Raw genomic sequence first — 18,428 nt, 5'->3', positions numbered from 1 at the left:
ACGCTTGCGCTTCATCATTATCAATAGCTTTCACGATAGCAAAAGGGAGTCGTACGATGTATTCTTTAAGTTCGTATTACTGGTTTGATCGTACGGATTTCAATGGACCCACTCTCAGAAGTGTTATCGCTGCTCAAGCTCAAGACCTATGTGTCGGGGGGCTTTGTGGTGAACGAAAAATCCTGTATTCAATTCCCGATGCATCGGGGCTTGAAGTGCTACTCAGTAGTAGCGGGTTCATGTTTCCTGGCGATGGAAGGGGTTACCGAACCGGTACTCATGGGGGAGGGTGATTCTATCCTGCTTCCGCGTGGCCGGCCGTTTTGCCTGGCGACGGACCTGTCTTCTCCCCCTGTGAACTTTACCGTGCAAATGGCCGCGCGCAGGCCGGACGTCCCGCTCTTTTCCGACGCCGTGGGGGGATGCTCCATTCTTGGCGGGCACTTTCTCATGACCGGCGGGCATTCCGACATCCTGCTGAACGCGTTGCCTCCCATCGTCCATATTCGCAGCGAGTCGAGCAAAGAAGTGATGCGATGGTCGCTGGAATCCTTAAGGGATGAATTACGCGATCCTCAGTTGGGGGGATCGCTGGTGGCGCAACAGCTTGCTTACATTTTGCTGGTGCAGGCCCTTAGGCTGTACCTGCAAAGCGAGGTGACCAGGGGCGTAGGTTGGCTTTTTGCCCTCGCCGATCCGCAGATGAGGGCCGCGATAGCGTGCATGCACAACGATCCGGGGCATCCCTGGAAAATACAGGAACTCGCTCATCACGTTGGCATGTCACGCACCGTCTTTGCCCAACGGTTCAAGGAACGGGTCGGAATGACTTCAATGGAATATCTTACGCACTGGCGAATGTTGCTTGCCAGCGATCGCCTGCAGATGTCGGATGACCCCGTTTCCAAGATCGCCTGGTCAATCGGCTACGGAACGGAAAGCGCTTTTGGCAAGGCATTCAGACGGGTCCTGGGGTGCTCGCCGAGAGAACATCGCCAGCGGTATCAGGCCGAACAGCTGCCCGGCACAGCCGATGAGTGATGGCGGCTGGCGACGACTAGCGCCTGGCTGAGGGCAGCTTTTTTACATTTGGATAAAAGGTTATCAACCAAGGCGAATCCCCCGTCCGGTCTCTACCCGTTTTTTTATATAATGCTCGAATGCTTGCGTTAGTTTAAACGGCGTCGTTCTCACTTCGGGTTAATAGCGCTTATGCAATGGACCGCCCTGGCGATTCACTGATTTCCCCACTTCTCGCAAAATGCCTCAACGTTTTCATCCTGGAAATCGGCCAGGCGTTCAATAATCGTATCCAATGACCAGTCCCACCAGGCGATCAGCTGTAACCGGCGCCCCAACTCTGGTGAGAACCGCATACGAATGGTTTTTGCCGGTACGCCGCCTACAATCATATAAGGCTCAACATTTTTGCTGACCACCGCTCCGGCAGCCACTACCGCGCCATCGCCGATGGTGACGCCAGGCAGCACAATCGCGCCATGACCCATCCAGACATCGTTGCCGACGATCACGCTATCTCCGCGACGGCGAGAAAAAAAGTCGCGATCGCGCGCGGCATTGGCCGAATAGTATTCCGGACAATAAGTGATGCGATGCTGTGACGGGCATGCCATCGGATGATTGGATGCGCCAATGCGTACATTATTGGCAATAGCGACAAATTTACCTATCTGCGCGTCGGCAACAGTACAGTATTCGCCAATGTAGGAGAAATCACCCAGCGAACTGTGTTCCAGCGCACTGTTAGCGAGTACCTCGCACTGTTGGCCAATTTTACATTCGCGCATGCGCACGCTTGGGTCGATCCAGGTTTCTGCTAATTTAACCAGTTTCATCATTTTTCTCTCATCATCGATAGCGCTACTGTAAAACGCATCTGTGTAAGAAAAATGACGAAAGGGTGATGTCAGCTATTTGCCAGGCTAGGCAAAGACATGCTTGAGCTGACTGAAAAGATCAACACCCAGAATTTCCGCATATCTGAATACAACGTCGAGTGTGGGTGAACTATTACCGCTTTCAAATTTACTGATAGCCTGCTTACTCACGCCGAGTCGATTTGCAATCATCGCCTGAGTCATCTTATTTTGCTTACGTTTCTGGGCCATCGCGGCAACAAGCTGCTTTCTCATCAACACTACTTCCAGAGCCTCTGACGTCGCTTCATCACGCAGCAATTCGGCGCGGACATCGTCCCAGCTATGCAGGGTCATGTTTATGTTGTTGCTCATAAAATATTCTCTGTCAGGGTGAGTTTACCGATTTTGTTGTTCCATTTGAGGCGCTTGTTCCTTCATCGCTTCCCTAAATGCTTTGTATCTGACCGTCCCCAGTTCTCTATTGGCTTTTGGCGTTTTGTTGGTTTTCTTGGCGAAAAGATGGGTTACAACATACAGCCCATCCTTGAAATGAAAATAGAACCCTCGCAGCCAGTGGCTGGACGACTCTGTTTTGAGCTCAAAAAGGTCACCCTCAATCTTTTCAGTATCTACCATCGGATGTGAGGGACTATACTGTTCGAAGTCATCCAGCGTTGAGACGAATGCGGCCCGGTTTACAGCATTTAGAGCGAAAAGTTCTTTTCGTGCATCGTCAATCAACCTTACAGGGTACGCTTTCCCGGCCTTACTTGGGTTCGGGCATTTTTGTTTTGATACTGTCATCATCCCTGCCTAACAATTTACACAATGCTCAACTGCTCCCTTTCAAAATGATATGTTTTTTATAGGAAAAGTCAACGTATTGGTTGACTTTTACTGACTGCAATTGGATCACGAATGCGTGATATCGACAACATCCTTCCAAAAATCAGCTAAGGAAATGGATATGAAATCTTTGGGGGAACAGGTCATGCCGCCATCGGTGCAAAAGTGATGAGATGAACAAGGTAATTTTTTGCTCGGCGTTTTTGCCCGCGCCACCTTGCTATAGCCTGGCCTTAATCGCTTTATAGACCTCTGAACGTTCACGTCTGCCCACGGCCAGAACCAGCACGACCACCTCGTCATCGTTTACTTGGTACACCAACCGATACCCGGCAGACCTGAGCTTGATTTTATAGCAATCAAGCATGCCAGTGAGCCGATTGGCTGGAATATGGGGCTCAACCAAAATTTCTTTTAATTTCTATTTAAACTGTTCTCGTAACGGCGCTCCAAGCTTTTTGAATTCCTTAAGGGCGTGTTCTTCAAATTCTAACTCATAGCTCATCCAGATCGACCTTTACGCGTTTACCTCTCATCCGTGAACGGGCGATTTTGCCGAGCTCGATATCTTCCAAGTAGTCGGCCATCGCTTCCCATGTCTCAGGGGAAATGTAGTAACCGGAGATATGGCCGTTGGTTAACACCGCCACAGGTTGGCCGTGCGACTCTTTCAGGGCGCCATTGGGCGACGCAACAATTTTCGGTTTACCACGCAGGTATAGTTCATACTAAAAGCTGTGCATTCCTGTCTTGAAGCGACTGGCGCAATGTGTCTATATACACAGTATTGCCCACGGTTGCTGCCACTGACTTCTGACATTTTTGGCCTACCGCGCACGGAAGTGACCGGCGTTTTCCCCAGGAGCAACGCCCGGTATGGGCAGATGACACCGGTGCGGTTTAAGCTCGGACATCCTGCTGGCTGGCTGAGTAAATTAAACTTCATCATAAATTACAGTGAGTTGCGTTTGTGTCAGCCATAAATATCGGTTTCTTTTCGAGGTTTTTTTGTGTTAAGAAAGTCAGGTAAATAAATTTTTCATAAACTCATGTGCGTTAACCATTAATCTGCAGATAACCGAGAAGACAACGGTTACTGAATTTTTATTACTGTTCTGACAACTAAAGGTTGTTGGTTGAATATAAGGGAAAAAAATGCCAATGATATTCGGTGAGTTATCTGGTGCTCCATCATGGGTGCCTGCTGTATTGCTTGTCACGCTCTCATTTGCATTGGGTTTCCTGGCCCGATTTATACTTCTCAGGTTCATCCGCTACTGGCAGAGTCGTGACAGAAAGCTATTCAAATCATTAGAAAAACATCTTCGTGGATCAATGTTTCTTTTCATTCCCTTACTGTTAATAAATGTAGGGGTTAATTATATTAACATTCACCCGGACTCAGTCGCTCTTATTACAACAACCGTTAATATATTTATTATATTATCATTTTGCTCCGTTTTGATTCGATTGACTCATGTTGCGCAGGATATGCTTTTTATACGCTATGACATTAATCTTTCAAATAATCTTCGTGCCCGTAAAATTCGCACTCAGATAATGTATGTAAAAAAGGTCGCTATCGTACTACTCGTGTCATTCTGTCTTTCTCTGATTCTACTCAGTTTCCCTGGCGTTCGAAAATTCGGCACTACAATCCTGGCCGGTGCTGGGGTTGCCGGAATAATAATCGGGTTTGCCCTTCAGAAGTCGCTTGTCAACCTGTTTGCCGGAATTCAGATAGCCTTTACGCAGCCTATAAAAATTGATGATGCTGTGGTCGTTGAAAATGAATGGGGCTGGATTGAGGAGATAAACCTGACTTATGTTGTTGTGCGTATCTGGGACCTGCGTCGACTGGTCCTGCCCATTACATACTTTACAGAAAATGCCTTCCAGAACTGGACGCGTAATAACGCACAAATATTAGGCTCTGTTTTTCTTTACCTTGATTATTCCATGCCATTAGATCCTCTTCGTAAGCATTTTGAAAAAGTACTCAGTGAAACAAAACTCTGGGATCAACAGACTCAGGTGCTCCAGGTTACCGATGCTAATGATAAAACCATGACTATCAGATTATTGATGACTGCACAGAATTCCCCCATTGCCTGGGATTTACGCTGCCACGTGCGGGAAAAAATGATTGAGTTTATTCAGCAAAATTATCCGCAGAGCCTTCCTCATGTGAGGGCTACACTGACCGATTCCGGTGTTTGATCGTCCGAGAGGTCAGTAGTTAATCGCTCTCATTTTTTCTGGAGATATGCAGTGGAACGTACAGATACTATAAGCGTGCTGCATAAGCATCAGGATAACTGTACTTTCGCTCTTAGCCGACAGTCAGATTGAGCAACGACTAATCCCTAAGAGCAATTATACAAAACGGATTTGCAGTTTTTTCCCTACCGCAGCGGCATATTTTTTCAGCGTGTTATAAGACGGTCCTTGTGTACCGGAGGCTAAACCACTTTCCAACCGTGTAATCGCCGTTGCTTTGGTCCCCATTCGCTCAGCGACTTGCGCTTGGGTGAGGCCGGCTTTTTTGCGTGCGGCCAACAGCTCATCAGGCAGGGCGAATTCCCCGTCCAGCTTTTCGTATTCAGCCTTAAATTCCGGTTGCTCCATCCAATCAGAGACCATTTCGGCATGGGTTTTGGTTGGCGGTATGCGTTTAGCATTCATTTTTTACCTCTCTCAATCTGGCTTCAGCGATGCTGAGTTCTTTGCGCGGCGTTTTTTGGGTTTTCTTGATAAAGCTATGCAGCATCACAATTCGCTATCCCACTACCGCGCAAAAGAACACACGTCCAATCCCTTCGTTACCTTTAACTCGAAGTTCGAAAAGTCCATTTCCACCAGGGGGTATAACACCGCGGGAATCCTTATCTTACTCCCGATTAGACGCATAATAATGAGCAACATATAATTGAATAGTAGAGATCAACGTCAGACTGATCGGTTATAAAACTCTTAACCCTTTTATTCCTTCGCTCATCACGCTTCCGCTATCCGCGGTCGACACAAATTCGGCCCACCATTGCATCATTGGGCGTCGTTGTTCAAGGTAATCACTGCGAATGTAGGCGCGGCGTACTTCGTTTTTATCCACATGTGCCAGCGCGGCTTCGATAACGTCTGGTGGAAAGCCTTGTTCGTTAAGCGTGGTGCTGGCGATTGAACGCAGCCCATGGGATACCAGGACCCCACCAAAACCAGCGCGTTTCAGCGCTGCATTCACCGTTTGGCTGTTCATGGGTTGCCTCGGTTTTATGCGGCTGCGGAAAACGTATTCACGCTGGCCGCTCAGTGGCTTCATAATCTCCAGAATAGATAATGCCTGCGCAGAAAGCGGCACTATATGCTCCCGGTTCATTTTCATGCGTTCGGCCGGTAAATGCCATTCTTTCGCTGATAAATCGAGTTCTGTCCAAGGGTACCCGCTGGATGGGTACCTGCCTCTCGGGTACCTAAGAAGGTACCTAAAAGTTGTGGAAGCCACAGGATCGCCATATTATCCCGCAGACGTAAAAAAACCCGCAGGGCTTGCGCCATGCGGGCTTCTTGGACTTACTTGACGTTCTATAGAACAGAATTTGGTGGAGCTGGGGGGATTCGAACCCCCGTCCGAAATTATTACGTCCTCGGCACTACATGCTTAGTCCAGTCATTACATTCACCTGCCAGCTGCGGACGGACACGCCACTGACAAACTAGCCTGATTAGTTTTAACGCTTTAACCCCAGGCAGGATCTCCACGCGAGCTCTTTTGGGTTTGACCTCTCTTGATCCCCGTCCTAAGAGCAGAGGCTGGGGAGAAAGGGGACCTTCAGTTTATTAAGCTGATTAAGCTGCTAAAGCAGCAGGTTCGAACGAGTTATCGTTTGCAATTATATTTTTGAGGCTGTTTAACGAGGCCTACCTCACCTCGGCATGCACCTTGGGTTTCACAAATCCCGTCGAATCCAGAATCAGCCCCAAGTTGTTAATTTCATTATAGCAAAAACGCGATGGCGGGGCAAATCCTAACGGTTGGCGTGCTTCATTATGCGCGCTTTATCTACCTGCCATTCACGTTCTTTGATATCCGTACGTTTATCGAACTCTTTTTTACCCTTGGCGACACCGATGCGCACCTTGATCCAGGCGTTCTTCCAATAAAGGGAAAGCGCCACCACGGTATAGCCTTCGCGGTTGACCCGTCCGAACAGAGTGGAAAGTTCCCGTTGGTTAAGCAACAGCTTGCGGGTACGGGTGGGATCGCACACCACATGGGTGGAGGCCACCGCCAACGGCTGAAAAGTGGCGCCAAAAAGAAAGGCTTCGCCGTCTTTAAGCAGCACGTAGCTGTCACTGATGTTGGCTTTGCCAGCACGCAGCGATTTGACTTCCCATCCCTGCAACGAGAGTCCTGCTTCGAACTCTTCCTCAATGAAGTATTCATGTCGGGCGCGTTTGTTCAGCGCAATGGTGGCGGAGCCTGGTTTTTGAGCTTTTTTCTTTGTCATGATGCTAAATATTATACAGTTTTATGGCGGGAATTAAATGCTTTGATCGCTTGGCTGCTGGGTTTTCGAGCAAAGGACGATAAACGACCGACAACAGTTTTTTTATCTCATGACAGATAAATGATAATATTAAGAAGTTAACGACATGACAGGAACCCTTATGCCTCATATTAGTCGTTCCGCCTTGGTGCCTTACAGCGTGGAACAAATGTTTGCCCTGGTGAATGACATCAGTGCTTATCCGGAATTCATACCCGGCTGCACCGGCAGTAGAGTGCTGGGGAAAGAAGGTAACGAACTGACCGCCGAGATGGATGTGTCTAAAGCAGGCATCAGCAAAACGTTTGTTACCCGCAACGTTATCACCGATAACGAAAGCATCGTCATGCGTCTGGTGTCGGGACCGTTTCGCACGTTTGCCGGTGGCTGGCGGTTTACCACCTTAAGTCCCGAAGCCTGTAAAGTCGAGTTTGAACTCAGTTTTGAATTCAAGAATAAATTAGTCGAACTGGCATTCGGCCATATCTTCAAGGAGATGGCTAATAGCATGGTGCAGGCGTTTAGCCTGCGGGCGAAAGAGGTCTACAGTGCCTGATATCCGGGTGGAGGTGGTCTACGCCTTGCCGGAGCGGCAATATCTCTACCCGCTCACCCTGCCCGCGGGCAGCACGCTTAAACAGGCCATTGATGCTTCAGGTATCCTGGCCCTGAGAACCGAAATCGATCTGGACAAAAACAAGGTGGGCATTTTCAGCCGGTCCGCCGCGCTTGAGGATATTTTGAATGACGGCGATCGGGTGGAGATATACCGTCCGTTATTGATGGATCCGAAAGAGTTGCGACGTCAGCGTGCGGAGCGCACCAAAAAGTAAGACGGAGCGGTATGTCCGTCTTCTTGTTCTAATACCACCCTTTCCGGCGGCATAAACTCCAGCCGCCCTATAGTATTCCTGGCTACCGCCATGTTGGCTCTGCTGTTAAGGTTCTCACCGCTGAGACGCTTACCGTTAGGCCTTTTGCCGTTTAAGCTCTTATCGTTAGGAGCTGGGGGTATTCAGCGCCGCCCGGTTGTCGATGTGGGTCAAGGTACCGCTATTATCGAACGTCAAGGTAAGGGTTTGCTGGGTCACTGGTTCATGGCCGGGCTGACGGCGGAACACATAAAACCAGGTATTGGTGCCAAACGGGTCATGTAGCATTGGCGTGCCTAACGTATAAGCCACTTGTTGCTTGGTCATGCCGGTATGAAGTTTCGCCACGTCAGCTGCTGTCAGATAATTTCCCTGGTTGATATCGGGACGATAAACCAATCTTTCCAGCGTAGAGCAACCGGCGGTTAACATCAGAAGAACGACGGCAGCGGCAGTCAACGTCTTACAGCTCATAATAATCACATTCCTTTTGGGCATAGGATGCCGATGATAATAGACCTTGCCGACATTGGGAACCTCTAGAAGGCCCATCTATGACCGCGGGAACGTAAAAAAGTTGAGCTTTTCTATGCTGCGAGCAGTTCTTTAGCATTTGCCAGCGTATTTTTAGTCACTTCGCTACCGCCCAACAGACGCGCCAGCTCTTGCAGACGGGCTTTTTTATTCAGCGCGAGCATCTGTGTTTCGGTCTCATTGCCATCGGTATTTTTGCTGACAAAAAAGTGATGATGACCCGAGCCGGCTACCTGCGGTAAATGGGTAACGCACATCACCTGGGTGGACTCACCCAACTGACGCAGCATTTTACCCACAATCGCCGCCGTGGGGCCACTGATGCCGACATCAACTTCATCAAATATCAAGGCCGGGGTATCCATCTTACGGGCGGTAATGACCTGGATTGCCAGGGCGATACGGGACAACTCGCCGCCGGAGGCCACTTTTGCCAGAGGTTGTAGCGGTTGTCCAGGGTTGGTGGTCACCAGGAATTCGATGCGATCCCCACCGTCGACGCTGAGCTGTTCTTCATCAAAATGGGTGGCGATAAATAATTTCCCATGGGGCAACGATAATTCACGGATGCTGCGGGTAATCAGTTCGCCAAGTTCGTCAGCATGCTCCAGCCGCTTCTCGTGAAGCTGGCGGGCGGTGTGCAGCGCCTGTTCATGAAATCGTTCCACCGCCTCCGACAATCCCTGAGCCTCTATATCCTGCTGTTCGCTTGATTCCTGTTCCTGCAGCAGGCGTTGATGAAGCTGCGGCAACTCTTCCGGGGCGACATGATGCTTGCGCGCCAGGTTCGTCTGGCGCGACAGCCGCTGCTCAAGCTCAAACAGCCGTGCCGGATCCAAATCCAGATTATCACCGTAGTGGCGCAGCTCATCGCTGGCCTCGGTGAGCTGGATGGTTGCTTCTTCCAATAATTCCATGACGGGGGAAAGGGCGGCGTCCATACCGGTAAGTTCCCCCACCCTCTGCTTGACGCCGTTCAATAAGCCGAGCAGGTTTTGATCTTCACCTTCGCTCAGGATATCCAGGGCCTGACGGGTGGTGGTAATCAATTGGCCGCTGTTGGAGAGGCGCTTGTATTCAATATCCATTTGCTCATATTCATCGGGCACCGGCATAAACTCGTTGAGTTCCTTCAACTGATACTGCAGCAGTTCTTGCCTGGCCGCGCGGTCGGCGGCGTTCTTTCGGGACGCGGCAAGCTCCAGGCAGCTTTGATGCCATTGCCGGTAAGACGCGGCCATGGTCTGGTGCAGCGCTTTCTCATCGGCGTAGGCATCCAGCAGGTGCTTTTGATGATCCTGCCGCATTAACAGTTGATGAGCATGCTGTCCGTGGATTTGTATCAGGTGATGGCCCAGATCGCGCAGCTGCGACAGCGGCACCGATACGCCGTTGATAAAGCCGCGTGACCGCCCGTCCTGGCCCACAACACGACGCAAAAGACATTCATTGCCATTGTCCAGCTCATTGTCGGCCAGCCATAAGGCGGCCAGGGGAGTATCGCCGAGAGCGAACCGGGCGCAGATATCCGCTCTGAGCGCGCCGGGCCTTACCATGGCGGCGTCCGAACGACTGCCGAGGCAAAGGCCGAGAGCATCGATGGCAATGGACTTGCCCGCCCCGGTTTCACCGGTTATCACGCTCATTCCCGCTTGAAAATCGATGGTTAATTCACGCACTATGGCAAAATTAGCGATGGTCAGTTGAGACAGCATGGCGATATTCCTGTACAAAACAACATAGCTGGAGTTAAGCACAGTATAAACTGGTTTTTTATACAGTAAAGTGGTAGTGGACTCTTTTTAAAATAATTTTTTCGACCAGCCCAGTTTGGTGCTCAGCGTATTGAAATAGTTGTAATCAAGCGGATGCACCAGGTCGAGATGATAATCGCTGCGGCGGATGAAAATCTCTTCCCCTTCCTGGATGGGCAGGGCTATCTGGCTGTCGCAGCTGATTTCTAGTTCGCTGCTGATTTGGGAAAATTTCAGCCGGATGGTGCTGCTGCCGTTGATCACCAGCGGACGGGACGAAAGGGTGTGGGGAAACATCGGCACCAGTACGATGGCATCCAGCGGGGGAGTGAGGATGGGGCCGCCGGCTGAAAGCGAATAGGCGGTTGAACCGGTGGGAGTGGCGATTATCAGTCCGTCGGATCGCTGCGAAAAAGCAAAACTGTCGTCAATATACACCTCGAATTCAATCATATGCGCGACTTTGCCGGGGTGAAGCACCACTTCGTTGATGGCGGTGCTGAGCCGCCCGCACTCGTTGTCGCGGCAAACCTGCGCTTCCAGCAGGAAACGCTGTTCGCAGCGGTAGTCTCCCGCCAGCACATCCGACAGCTGCTGCAGGGCCGAATCCGGATCGAGATCGGTGAGAAACCCCAGGTTGCCGCGATTTATGCCAATCACTTTGGTATCGTAACGGGCCAGGATGCGCGCCGCGCCAAGCATGTTGCCGTCCCCGCCCACCACCACCGCCAGGTCGGCCCGTTGGCCGATATCCGCCAGGCTGCCGGTGGCCGCGCCCTCCAGATTGAGATCCCGGGCGATTTGATGCTCGACGATAACCTCATGTCCTTTCGCGATCAGCCAGTGATACAGCATTTCGTGGGTTGCCAGGGCGTTTGGATGACGCGGGTGGCCGACAATGCCGATGCTCTGAAAGGGTGTATTCATGTTATTGTTTTTCCTCGCCATGTTGTGCTGACTTTACCCTTTGTCTTTCAAGTTGCAGCCGTGTTGGCTTCACTCGTTCACCCGAATCACTTACAGGAGTAAGCTCATCGGGGTTCTCTCGCTTGCCGCCTTGCTGCAACTTGAAATCCATTGGGTATACATTATGCGACATCCCTTGAATCCCCGCTATTCATCCCCATAATAAGCGGAGTAGCAAGATTAAAAAGGCTAAAACGCGGAGAAACTCATGATGAGTAGTAAAGAACAGAAGACCCCTGACGAGCAAGTCTCACCGGAAATGGATATGGAACCAGAGCAACAGTCGGAAGCTGTGCCCGAGACGGCAGAAGTCGTGGATCCGCGCGATGAGCAAATCGCTGTTTTGCAGGCCAGGCTGGATGAGTTACAACAACGGGAACGCGATAGCATGCTACGAGCCAAAGCGGAAATGGAAAATGTGCGTCGCCGTGCCGAACTGGATGTTGAAAAAGCCCATAAATTCGCTTTGGAAAAATTCGCCGGTGAACTGTTGCCGGTCATTGATAACCTTGAGCGTGGGTTGGATACGGCCGATAAATCCAACAGCGAACTGACCCCGCTTATCGAAGGCATCGAATTGACGTTGAAATCCCTGCTGGACGCGGTGCGTAAATTCGGTATCGAGGTGGTGGAGGATACACATGTTCCTTTCAACCCCGCGGTGCATCAGGCCATGACCATGCTGGAATCCGATGAGCATGAGCCTAACCAGGTCATGATGGTCATGCAAAAGGGCTATACCCTTAACGGGCGCCTGCTGCGTCCGGCCATGGTGGCGGTGTCCAAGGCCCGCGGCTGAGGGCATCCGCCAGTATAAAAAGCCATTTCACGTAACATTATCATCGATTTTTTCCCTGCCGGTTGGCGAGTCGTCAGCCTTGGCGGGGTTAGCTACGCCTGTAATTATGTATATAGTTATGCCTGTGGTTAGATCTAAAGGGTAAAATTCTCGTCCCTCAATGCCGTCGCTGCGTTTCGCGGCACGGATCATTGAGACGGCAAGTGCGGCTGCCAATCAATGGGCTCCTGACCTTGCTGCGTGAGAAACCCATTGGCCTGGGAAAAATGCTTACAGCCCAAGAAACCCCGATGGGCCGACAGCGGCGAGGGATGGGGGGCTTTAAGGACACAATGGCGGCGAGGATCGATAATGCCGCCTTTCTTTTGCGCATGAGAACCCCAAAGCAGGAAAACCACTCCCTCGCGGCACTCATTCAGCACTTCTATGACTTTATCGGTGAACGTTTCCCAGCCCAGGCTGGCGTGGGAATGGGCTTTTCCCGCTTCCACGGTCAATACGGTATTGAGCAACAGCACGCCTTGCCCGGCCCAGCTCTGCAGGCAACCGTGGTTCGGCGTGGTAAAACCGGGAATGTCCGCGCTGAGTTCTTTATAAATATTCACCAGGGAAGGCGGTGCGGGCACGCCCGGCCGGACGGAAAACGAGAGGCCATGTGCCTGATTGGGCCCGTGGTAGGGATCCTGCCCGAGAATGACGACTTTCACCGCCGACAGCTCTGTATAACGAAATGCATTGAATACGTCAGGTTGCGGCGGGTAAATGGTTTTTCCCTCCGCCCGTTCCTGCGCGACATAAGCCAGGGTTTGCCGGAAGTAGGGTTTGGTTTTTTCTTCGGCGAGGGTATCCCGCCAGGTCGGGCTCTGCGTCATAGAGAGTACGCTCCATGTTGGAAAATGACTTAACCGGTAGCTTACCGGGTATCGACCGCCGGCGAAACGCTTTCTGTGAATGAGATGCATGGCAAATTAAATTGTATTATTTCAAATAAATTTTAAAAACCGTGATTGGAGTTTAGTCTTAAAATTGATATAAAACAAAAACATGTCTTTTTGGTGAATAAGTTATTGCGGCAAAAATTGATTTGGATCAAAGAAAGCCACTCAATTGGCTGGTATATAATCGGACAGACGAATTGGTTTTACCAAATGTCCACAAACGCAAAACATGCAATATGGACATGACTTGAAAATTTTGTAAGCCACACCATGGAGGCATTTATGATTATCGGAACTCAAATTACCCAGGCTGACAATAAAGCATTGGTTAATTCTTTCTGGCTGCTGGACAACAGCGTGGAACAGGCCCGCTGCCTGTGTGCTGTTGCCGGTTATGCTAACGACCAGGTCGTGGCGTTAAGCGAACTGGGCAATATTGAATATCGCCAGATCCCCATTGAGCAAAAAGAAGTCGTGCGCGTTGAAGGCGGACAACATTTGAATGTGAATGTGTTAACCCGTGAAACGTTGGAAGACGCCATCGCCAATCCGGATAAATATCCTCAATTGACCATTCGCGTCTCCGGTTATGCTGTGCGTTTTAATTCGTTGACGGCTGAACAACAGCGCGACGTTATCACCCGTACTTTCACTTCTGCCATGTAATGGTTTGTGTCGTGCATTAAGGGAGCCTAGGCTCCCTTTTTCAATGGGAACGCTTTGAATGTTTTTAAAAATAACCATTAAAATCAATGGATAAAAAATTATAAATCTCGAAAGGAGGTTTGCATCAAAAAGGAGAATTGATCCGCTGTAACTATTTTGAACAAAACCCGTTGCAAATCATTTGTCAGATAACTAATTGAAATATTGAGAAAATTAATTTTTATATAATATAATCAAAAATAGAAATTTTAGTTAAGTATCATAAATGCAATCATTCCCATTCCGATTGCATCAAACCTCTAAAAAAGAAGCATCAACATACAAAAAAGCCACCTCATCGGGTGGCTTCGTTAAGGGTGCGATGCATTATTCATCAATCGGTTTTGCAGCCGATTCCGGCTGGGTATCAACCGGTTTTCCCGCCCTGCGCTTGCCGATATTTCTTTTATCACGCAGACGCACCTTGACCTTATCTTTCACCTGGCCCTGCTGTTTTTTCTCTTTCCGCTTCGCCAGAACTTTTTTCGATGGCTTGCCGGTGACTTTTGGCGACGGAGCCCGGGTGGCGGGACGCAGTTCATCCACAATCCGTGCTTTTAACGGTTCGTTCAGATAGCGGCTTATCTTGCCCAACAGCAGATGATCATGAGCTTCAATCAGGGAAATCGCGGTCCCTTTTTTGCCCGCCCTGGCTGTGCGGCCGATGCGGTGTAAATACACGTCGGCGGTGGTGGGCAGGTCGAAATTGATCACGTGGCTGACATCGTCTATATCCAGCCCGCGCGCCGCGATGTCGGTGGCCACCAGAACCGACATGCGCCCGTCGCTCATGCGTTTTATGGCTTCGTTGCGTTTGGCCTGCACCATTTCCCCTTCCAGATAGCAGGAGGCGATGCCCGCTTCATGCAGCCAGCCCACCAGTTCATGAACGCGTTCGCGCTTGCGGACAAAAACAATGGTTTTTGTCACGTCGGGCTGTTTTAGCAAGTGGCAGAGCAGGGCGGTTTTATGCTTGAGATCGTCGGCGCGATAATACCACTGGACGATTTTTTTGCGTTCGCGCCGGGAGGAAGCGGCATCGATTTCCACCGGATCGTTAAGCAGGCGTTCGGCAAAATCCTTCACCGCATTGCCTTCCAATGTGGCGGAAAACAGCAGCGTCTGCTTGCGCCAGCGGGTTTCAGCGGCAATCACCTCCACGTCATGGGCAAATCCCATTTCCAGCATCCGGTCCGCTTCATCCAGAATCAGCGTTTCCACCGCGCGGCAGTCGAAATTCTCTTCTGTGATGTACTGCAGCAGCCGGCCGGTGGTGGCCACGACGATATCCTGATTTTCGCTGAAGACTTCCATATGATTCATATACGCCACGCCGCCGGTGATGGTGGCGACGTCAATCTGGGTATGGGCCGCCAGTTCCTTGGCTTGTTCCGCTACCTGCATGGCCAGTTCGCGGGTGGGCGTGACAATCAACACCCGCGGCGGCCCGGATTTTCTGCGGGGAAAATCCAGCAGATGTTGCAGCACCGGCAGCAGGTAGGCAGCGGTTTTACCGGTTCCGGTAGGCGCCGAACCCAACACGTCGCGTCCCTCCATGGCCGGCGGGATCGCCTCGGCCTGAATGGCGGTAGGGCGCTCATAGCCTTTATCTTGCAAGGCGGCGAGCAGGCTTTCATGTAGATCGAGTTCGGTGAATTGAGTTACAGTCATGGTCTACCTCTGGTTGGGGCGCAGATTATAGACGGATCCCGACCAATCTTCATCTGTTTCCGCATGGATGGTTATTTCCACCCCGGGCCTGTTTGACATAAAGTAACCCGATTGTTCGCCGGGAGCCTAATAATGATGGAATCGCCAGGTCAAAAAGCCCTGTTACGTCGGGATGGCTTTACCTTTAAACATTTTTTTGCCGCCCACGATCGCTGCGCCATGAAGGTAGGCACCGACGGCGTGCTGCTGGGGGCGTGGGCGCCGCTCTGTCCCTCCCCGCGGCGAATATTGGATATCGGTACCGGCTGTGGTCTCATCGCCCTGATGCTGGCCCAGCGCACCGGTGAGGGGGTGATTATCGACGCCCTGGAACTGGACGATGCGGCTGCGGCCCAGGCGGCCGAAAACTGCGCACTGAGTCCCTGGGGAGATCGGACGCGGGTGATTCACGACAATATTCTCACCTATGCCCTGAGCTCCACGGAACGTTATGAACTGATTGTCAGCAATCCTCCCTATTTTCCGGTGGGCATCCCCTGCCGGGATATCGGCAGGGATCGTGCCCGCTCCACCACCACCCTGACCCATGAACATTTGCTGGATGCCGCCCGCAGATTGCTGAGGCCGGAGGGTCTGTTCATGCTGGTATTGCCCCTGAGTATCGGCGAGCAGCTGATATTCCAGGCCCGCCGGCAGCGGTGGTTTGTGCGCTATCGCACCGAGGTGGCCGATAACCCGGGCAAATCCCCGCATCGGATTTTGCTGGGATTATCACCGACGGAGGGGGAAACCTGTTATTCGGCACTTACGCTGCGGGATGGGGATCGCGCCTATTCGGCGGCGTACCGCGCCCTGACCGCGGATTTCTATCTTGGGTAATAACGCTCGGGTTATGAGGTTAGGCTATCTACCGATGAAGTAAATTTTCCGGAAGGTCCCATGCTTGCACGGCAAGAAGTGGCCTTGGAGTAAAACTTCCAGACCGGCGCCATGATGAGAGCGGGTCTTTTCCCAAAACCGGCACGGCTGAGCGACACCGGCCGGTTTCAGGAGGCAGGATTTTTATCAGGGGTGCAGAATGGTGGGCTGCGGGTTTTCCTGCATATCCGGATAGTCGAGGGTGTAATGCAGGCCCCGGCTCTCTTTGCGTAACATGGCGCTTTTCACGATCAGTTCGGCAACCTGTATCAGGTTACGCACCTCAAGCAAATTATTGGAAATGCGGAAATTGGAGTAATACTCGTCTATTTCCCGCTGCAGCAAATTGATGCGGTGCAAGGCTCGCTCCAGCCGTTTGGTGGTGCGCACGATACCCACATAATCCCACATAAACAGGCGCAGCTCGTGCCAGTTATGCTGAAGGACCACTTCCTCGTCCGAGTTGCTGACGCGGCTTTCATCCCAGGGGGGCAACTGTTTTGCTTGCTTGACGGTGGGCAGGCGCGTAAGGATATCCTCCGAGGCGGACCAGCCATACACCAGGCACTCCAGCAATGAGTTGGAGGCCAGCCGGTTTGCCCCGTGCAGGCCGGTATAACTCACTTCGCCAATGGCGTATAGCCCGTCCAGATCGGTGCGTCCCCGCTGATCCACCATCACGCCGCCGCAGGTATAATGCGCCGCCGGTACGATGGGAATGGGTTCTTTGGTTAAATCGATATCAAGGGTAAGCAGCTTTTGATAAATCATCGGAAAATGATGCTGGATAAATTCCGCCGGTTTATGGCTGATATCGAGGTACATGCAATCGGCGCCGAGGCGTTTCATCTCGTGGTCGATGGCCCGGGCCACGATATCCCGCGGCGCCAGCTCGGCCCGTTCGTCGAAATCGGGCATGAAACGCGAGCCGTCGGGACGCTTGAGCAGCGCTCCTTCGCCGCGCAGGGCTTCGGTCAGCAGGAAATTACGCGCCTGCGGATGGAACAGGCAGGTGGGATGGAATTGATTGAATTCCAGATTGGCCACCCGGCACCCGGCGCGCCAGGCCATGGCGATACCGTCGCCGGAGGAGATATCGGGGTTGGTGGTGTACTGGTAGACTTTTGACGAGCCGCCGGTGGCCAGCACCACGGTTTTCGCCCGGCAGGTTTCCACCCGTTCCGCTTCACGATTCCAGATATAGGCCCCTACCACACGCCGGGTACCGGTCAGCCCGATTTTATTGGAGCTTATCAGGTCCACGGCGTTACAACGCTCCATGATGTGGATATTCGGATGGTTTGCCGCTTTTTCCACCAGGGTGGTTTCCACTTCCTTGCCGGTGGCGTCCGCCGCATGCAAAATCCGGCGATGGCTATGGCCGCCCTCGCGGGTCAGATGATAATGCTCCTTGGTGCCGGCGGTGGTTTCGGTATCGAACAATACGCCCTGATCGATCAACCATTGGACACAGTGACGGGCGTTGCCGGCGATAAACTCCACCGCTTCGCGATCGCATAGCCCGGCACCGGCGATAAGCGTATCTTCCACATGGGAATCGATAGTGTCGGTTTCATCAAATACCGCGGCGATCCCGCCCTGGGCATAATAGGTGGATCCTTCGCTGAGCGGTCCTTTGCTCAGTACCATGACCTGACAATGTCCGGCCAGGCGCAAAGCCAGGGAAAGACCGGCCGCACCGCTGCCAATGACCAGTACATCGGTTACATGTTCAGTTGAAGGTTGCATTTGGATGGTGGTTACCAATATAGAAATTACAGTTTTCCGATGTTAGCACTCAATGATTTAGGGCTAAACCGCTAATTGCTGATATTTTACCCATGACAATTTTCTCTTCTTTACTGACAGTGGCCGCAATACCGGGTAACCTGCGCTGTTGATACGGTGCCGGGCCGGATTTTATGATCTGGTCGAGTGATTTCAGGAATCTAACACTAAAAAACTTTTTTTCATGATAGTCTGACTGACACCCGGCCC

At 51.5% G+C, this 18,428-nt stretch carries 20 protein-coding genes, 1 other RNA gene and 2 pseudogenes; 7 read left to right on the top strand and 16 right to left on the bottom strand.

Translation table 11 applies throughout. From position 1 onward, the window contains the following. The first annotated feature begins 102 nt into the window (after window positions 1–102). Window positions 103–1,041: an AraC family transcriptional regulator gene (locus HB631_RS05055; RefSeq protein WP_213990034.1), complete on the top strand. Its 939-nt coding sequence runs from the start codon at window positions 103–105 to the stop codon at window positions 1,039–1,041. A 194-nt stretch (window positions 1,042–1,235) separates the two neighbouring features. Here HB631_RS05055 and HB631_RS05050 read toward each other — a convergent pair whose 3' ends face one another. From HB631_RS05050 to HB631_RS27280, 5 genes and pseudogenes are all read right to left on the bottom strand, one after another. Continuing rightward, window positions 1,236–1,856, bottom strand: coding sequence for a DapH/DapD/GlmU-related protein (locus HB631_RS05050; RefSeq protein ID WP_213990162.1), 621 nt, complete (start codon window positions 1,854–1,856; stop codon window positions 1,236–1,238). 87 nt (window positions 1,857–1,943) lie between these two features. Further along, window positions 1,944–2,252 (bottom strand): helix-turn-helix domain-containing protein, encoded by a 309-nt coding sequence (locus HB631_RS05045; RefSeq protein WP_213990033.1) that lies wholly within the window; start codon window positions 2,250–2,252, stop codon window positions 1,944–1,946. A 24-nt stretch (window positions 2,253–2,276) separates the two neighbouring features. After that, the gene (locus HB631_RS05040; protein WP_255556812.1) at window positions 2,277–2,687 is read right to left on the bottom strand and encodes a type II toxin-antitoxin system RelE/ParE family toxin; all 411 of its coding nucleotides are present in this window, start codon (window positions 2,685–2,687) and stop codon (window positions 2,277–2,279) included. 259 nt (window positions 2,688–2,946) lie between these two features. Continuing rightward, window positions 2,947–3,231 (bottom strand): annotated as a pseudogene (locus HB631_RS05035) (type II toxin-antitoxin system RelE/ParE family toxin). Continuing rightward, a complete protein-coding gene (locus HB631_RS27280) occupies window positions 3,221–3,442 on the bottom strand; it encodes a prevent-host-death protein (RefSeq protein ID WP_345945691.1) in 222 nt (73 codons plus the stop codon). The pseudogene HB631_RS05035 and the gene HB631_RS27280 overlap by 11 nt, the downstream one beginning before the upstream one ends. A 439-nt stretch (window positions 3,443–3,881) precedes the next feature. Here HB631_RS27280 and HB631_RS05030 point away from each other — a divergent pair, with 439 nt between their 5' ends. Continuing rightward, window positions 3,882–4,946: a mechanosensitive ion channel domain-containing protein gene (locus HB631_RS05030; RefSeq protein ID WP_213990032.1), complete on the top strand. Its 1,065-nt coding sequence runs from the start codon at window positions 3,882–3,884 to the stop codon at window positions 4,944–4,946. A gap of 156 nt (window positions 4,947–5,102) precedes the next feature. On the opposite strand, the gene HB631_RS05025 is transcribed toward HB631_RS05030, so the two are convergent. The 5 genes and pseudogenes from HB631_RS05025 to smpB all read right to left on the bottom strand — a co-directional run bounded on the left by HB631_RS05025 (window position 5,103) and on the right by smpB (window position 7,234). Next, complete coding sequence (locus HB631_RS05025; RefSeq protein WP_213990031.1) at window positions 5,103–5,411, bottom strand: helix-turn-helix transcriptional regulator; 309 nt, start codon at window positions 5,409–5,411, stop codon at window positions 5,103–5,105. After that, a complete protein-coding gene (locus HB631_RS26925; protein WP_255556830.1) occupies window positions 5,401–5,496 on the bottom strand; it encodes a type II toxin-antitoxin system RelE/ParE family toxin in 96 nt (31 codons plus the stop codon). Before HB631_RS26925 ends, HB631_RS05025 begins: the two co-directional genes overlap by 11 nt. A gap of 192 nt (window positions 5,497–5,688) precedes the next feature. Further along, window positions 5,689–6,159, bottom strand: a pseudogene (locus tag HB631_RS05015) (tyrosine-type recombinase/integrase); the annotation flags it as partial. 164 nt (window positions 6,160–6,323) lie between these two features. After that, window positions 6,324–6,705: a transfer-messenger RNA gene (ssrA, locus tag HB631_RS05010) on the bottom strand. 46 nt (window positions 6,706–6,751) lie between these two features. Next, on the bottom strand, window positions 6,752–7,234 hold the full coding sequence (smpB, locus tag HB631_RS05005) for an SsrA-binding protein SmpB (protein ID WP_213990030.1): 483 nt from the start codon (window positions 7,232–7,234) through the stop codon (window positions 6,752–6,754). A gap of 160 nt (window positions 7,235–7,394) precedes the next feature. Between smpB and HB631_RS05000 the strand changes: the two genes are divergently transcribed. Together HB631_RS05000 and HB631_RS04995 are read left to right on the top strand one after the other, a co-directional pair. Continuing rightward, window positions 7,395–7,829 (top strand): SRPBCC family protein, encoded by a 435-nt coding sequence (locus HB631_RS05000; protein WP_213990029.1) that lies wholly within the window; start codon window positions 7,395–7,397, stop codon window positions 7,827–7,829. Further along, complete coding sequence (locus HB631_RS04995; protein WP_213990028.1) at window positions 7,822–8,106, top strand: RnfH family protein; 285 nt, start codon at window positions 7,822–7,824, stop codon at window positions 8,104–8,106. Before HB631_RS05000 ends, HB631_RS04995 begins: the two co-directional genes overlap by 8 nt. A gap of 165 nt (window positions 8,107–8,271) precedes the next feature. Here the strand turns inward: HB631_RS04995 and bamE are convergent, their stop codons facing one another. The 3 genes from bamE to nadK all read right to left on the bottom strand — a co-directional run bounded on the left by bamE (window position 8,272) and on the right by nadK (window position 11,360). Further along, window positions 8,272–8,619, bottom strand: coding sequence for an outer membrane protein assembly factor BamE (bamE, locus tag HB631_RS04990; RefSeq protein WP_213990027.1), 348 nt, complete (start codon window positions 8,617–8,619; stop codon window positions 8,272–8,274). A 113-nt stretch (window positions 8,620–8,732) separates the two neighbouring features. Further along, on the bottom strand, window positions 8,733–10,394 hold the full coding sequence (gene recN, locus HB631_RS04985) for a DNA repair protein RecN (protein ID WP_213990026.1): 1,662 nt from the start codon (window positions 10,392–10,394) through the stop codon (window positions 8,733–8,735). A gap of 87 nt (window positions 10,395–10,481) precedes the next feature. Beyond that, the gene (nadK, locus tag HB631_RS04980; protein ID WP_213990025.1) at window positions 10,482–11,360 is read right to left on the bottom strand and encodes an NAD(+) kinase; all 879 of its coding nucleotides are present in this window, start codon (window positions 11,358–11,360) and stop codon (window positions 10,482–10,484) included. A 250-nt stretch (window positions 11,361–11,610) separates the two neighbouring features. Between nadK and grpE the strand changes: the two genes are divergently transcribed. After that, a complete protein-coding gene (grpE, locus tag HB631_RS04975) occupies window positions 11,611–12,198 on the top strand; it encodes a nucleotide exchange factor GrpE (RefSeq protein ID WP_213990160.1) in 588 nt (195 codons plus the stop codon). A 188-nt stretch (window positions 12,199–12,386) separates the two neighbouring features. On the opposite strand, the gene ung is transcribed toward grpE, so the two are convergent. Continuing rightward, complete coding sequence (gene ung, locus HB631_RS04970; protein ID WP_213990024.1) at window positions 12,387–13,070, bottom strand: uracil-DNA glycosylase; 684 nt, start codon at window positions 13,068–13,070, stop codon at window positions 12,387–12,389. A 348-nt stretch (window positions 13,071–13,418) separates the two neighbouring features. Between ung and grcA the strand changes: the two genes are divergently transcribed. Beyond that, a complete protein-coding gene (gene grcA, locus HB631_RS04965; protein WP_213990023.1) occupies window positions 13,419–13,802 on the top strand; it encodes an autonomous glycyl radical cofactor GrcA in 384 nt (127 codons plus the stop codon). Between the two features lie 366 nt (window positions 13,803–14,168). Here grcA and srmB read toward each other — a convergent pair whose 3' ends face one another. Further along, complete coding sequence (gene srmB, locus HB631_RS04960) at window positions 14,169–15,512, bottom strand: ATP-dependent RNA helicase SrmB (protein WP_213990022.1); 1,344 nt, start codon at window positions 15,510–15,512, stop codon at window positions 14,169–14,171. Between the two features lie 132 nt (window positions 15,513–15,644). Here srmB and HB631_RS04955 point away from each other — a divergent pair, with 132 nt between their 5' ends. Continuing rightward, window positions 15,645–16,391 carry a methyltransferase gene (locus HB631_RS04955; RefSeq protein ID WP_275955681.1) on the top strand — a complete coding sequence of 249 codons (747 nt, stop codon included), beginning with the start codon at window positions 15,645–15,647 and terminating at the stop codon, window positions 16,389–16,391. 186 nt (window positions 16,392–16,577) lie between these two features. Here HB631_RS04955 and nadB read toward each other — a convergent pair whose 3' ends face one another. Further along, complete coding sequence (gene nadB, locus HB631_RS04950; RefSeq protein WP_213990021.1) at window positions 16,578–18,179, bottom strand: L-aspartate oxidase; 1,602 nt, start codon at window positions 18,177–18,179, stop codon at window positions 16,578–16,580. Window positions 18,180–18,428: the final 249 nt, after the last annotated feature.

The organism is Sodalis sp. dw_96 (assembly GCF_018449575.1).
Lineage (GTDB): Bacteria > Pseudomonadota > Gammaproteobacteria > Enterobacterales > Enterobacteriaceae > Acerihabitans.
This window is presented reverse-complemented; position numbering and strand designations above follow the sequence as displayed.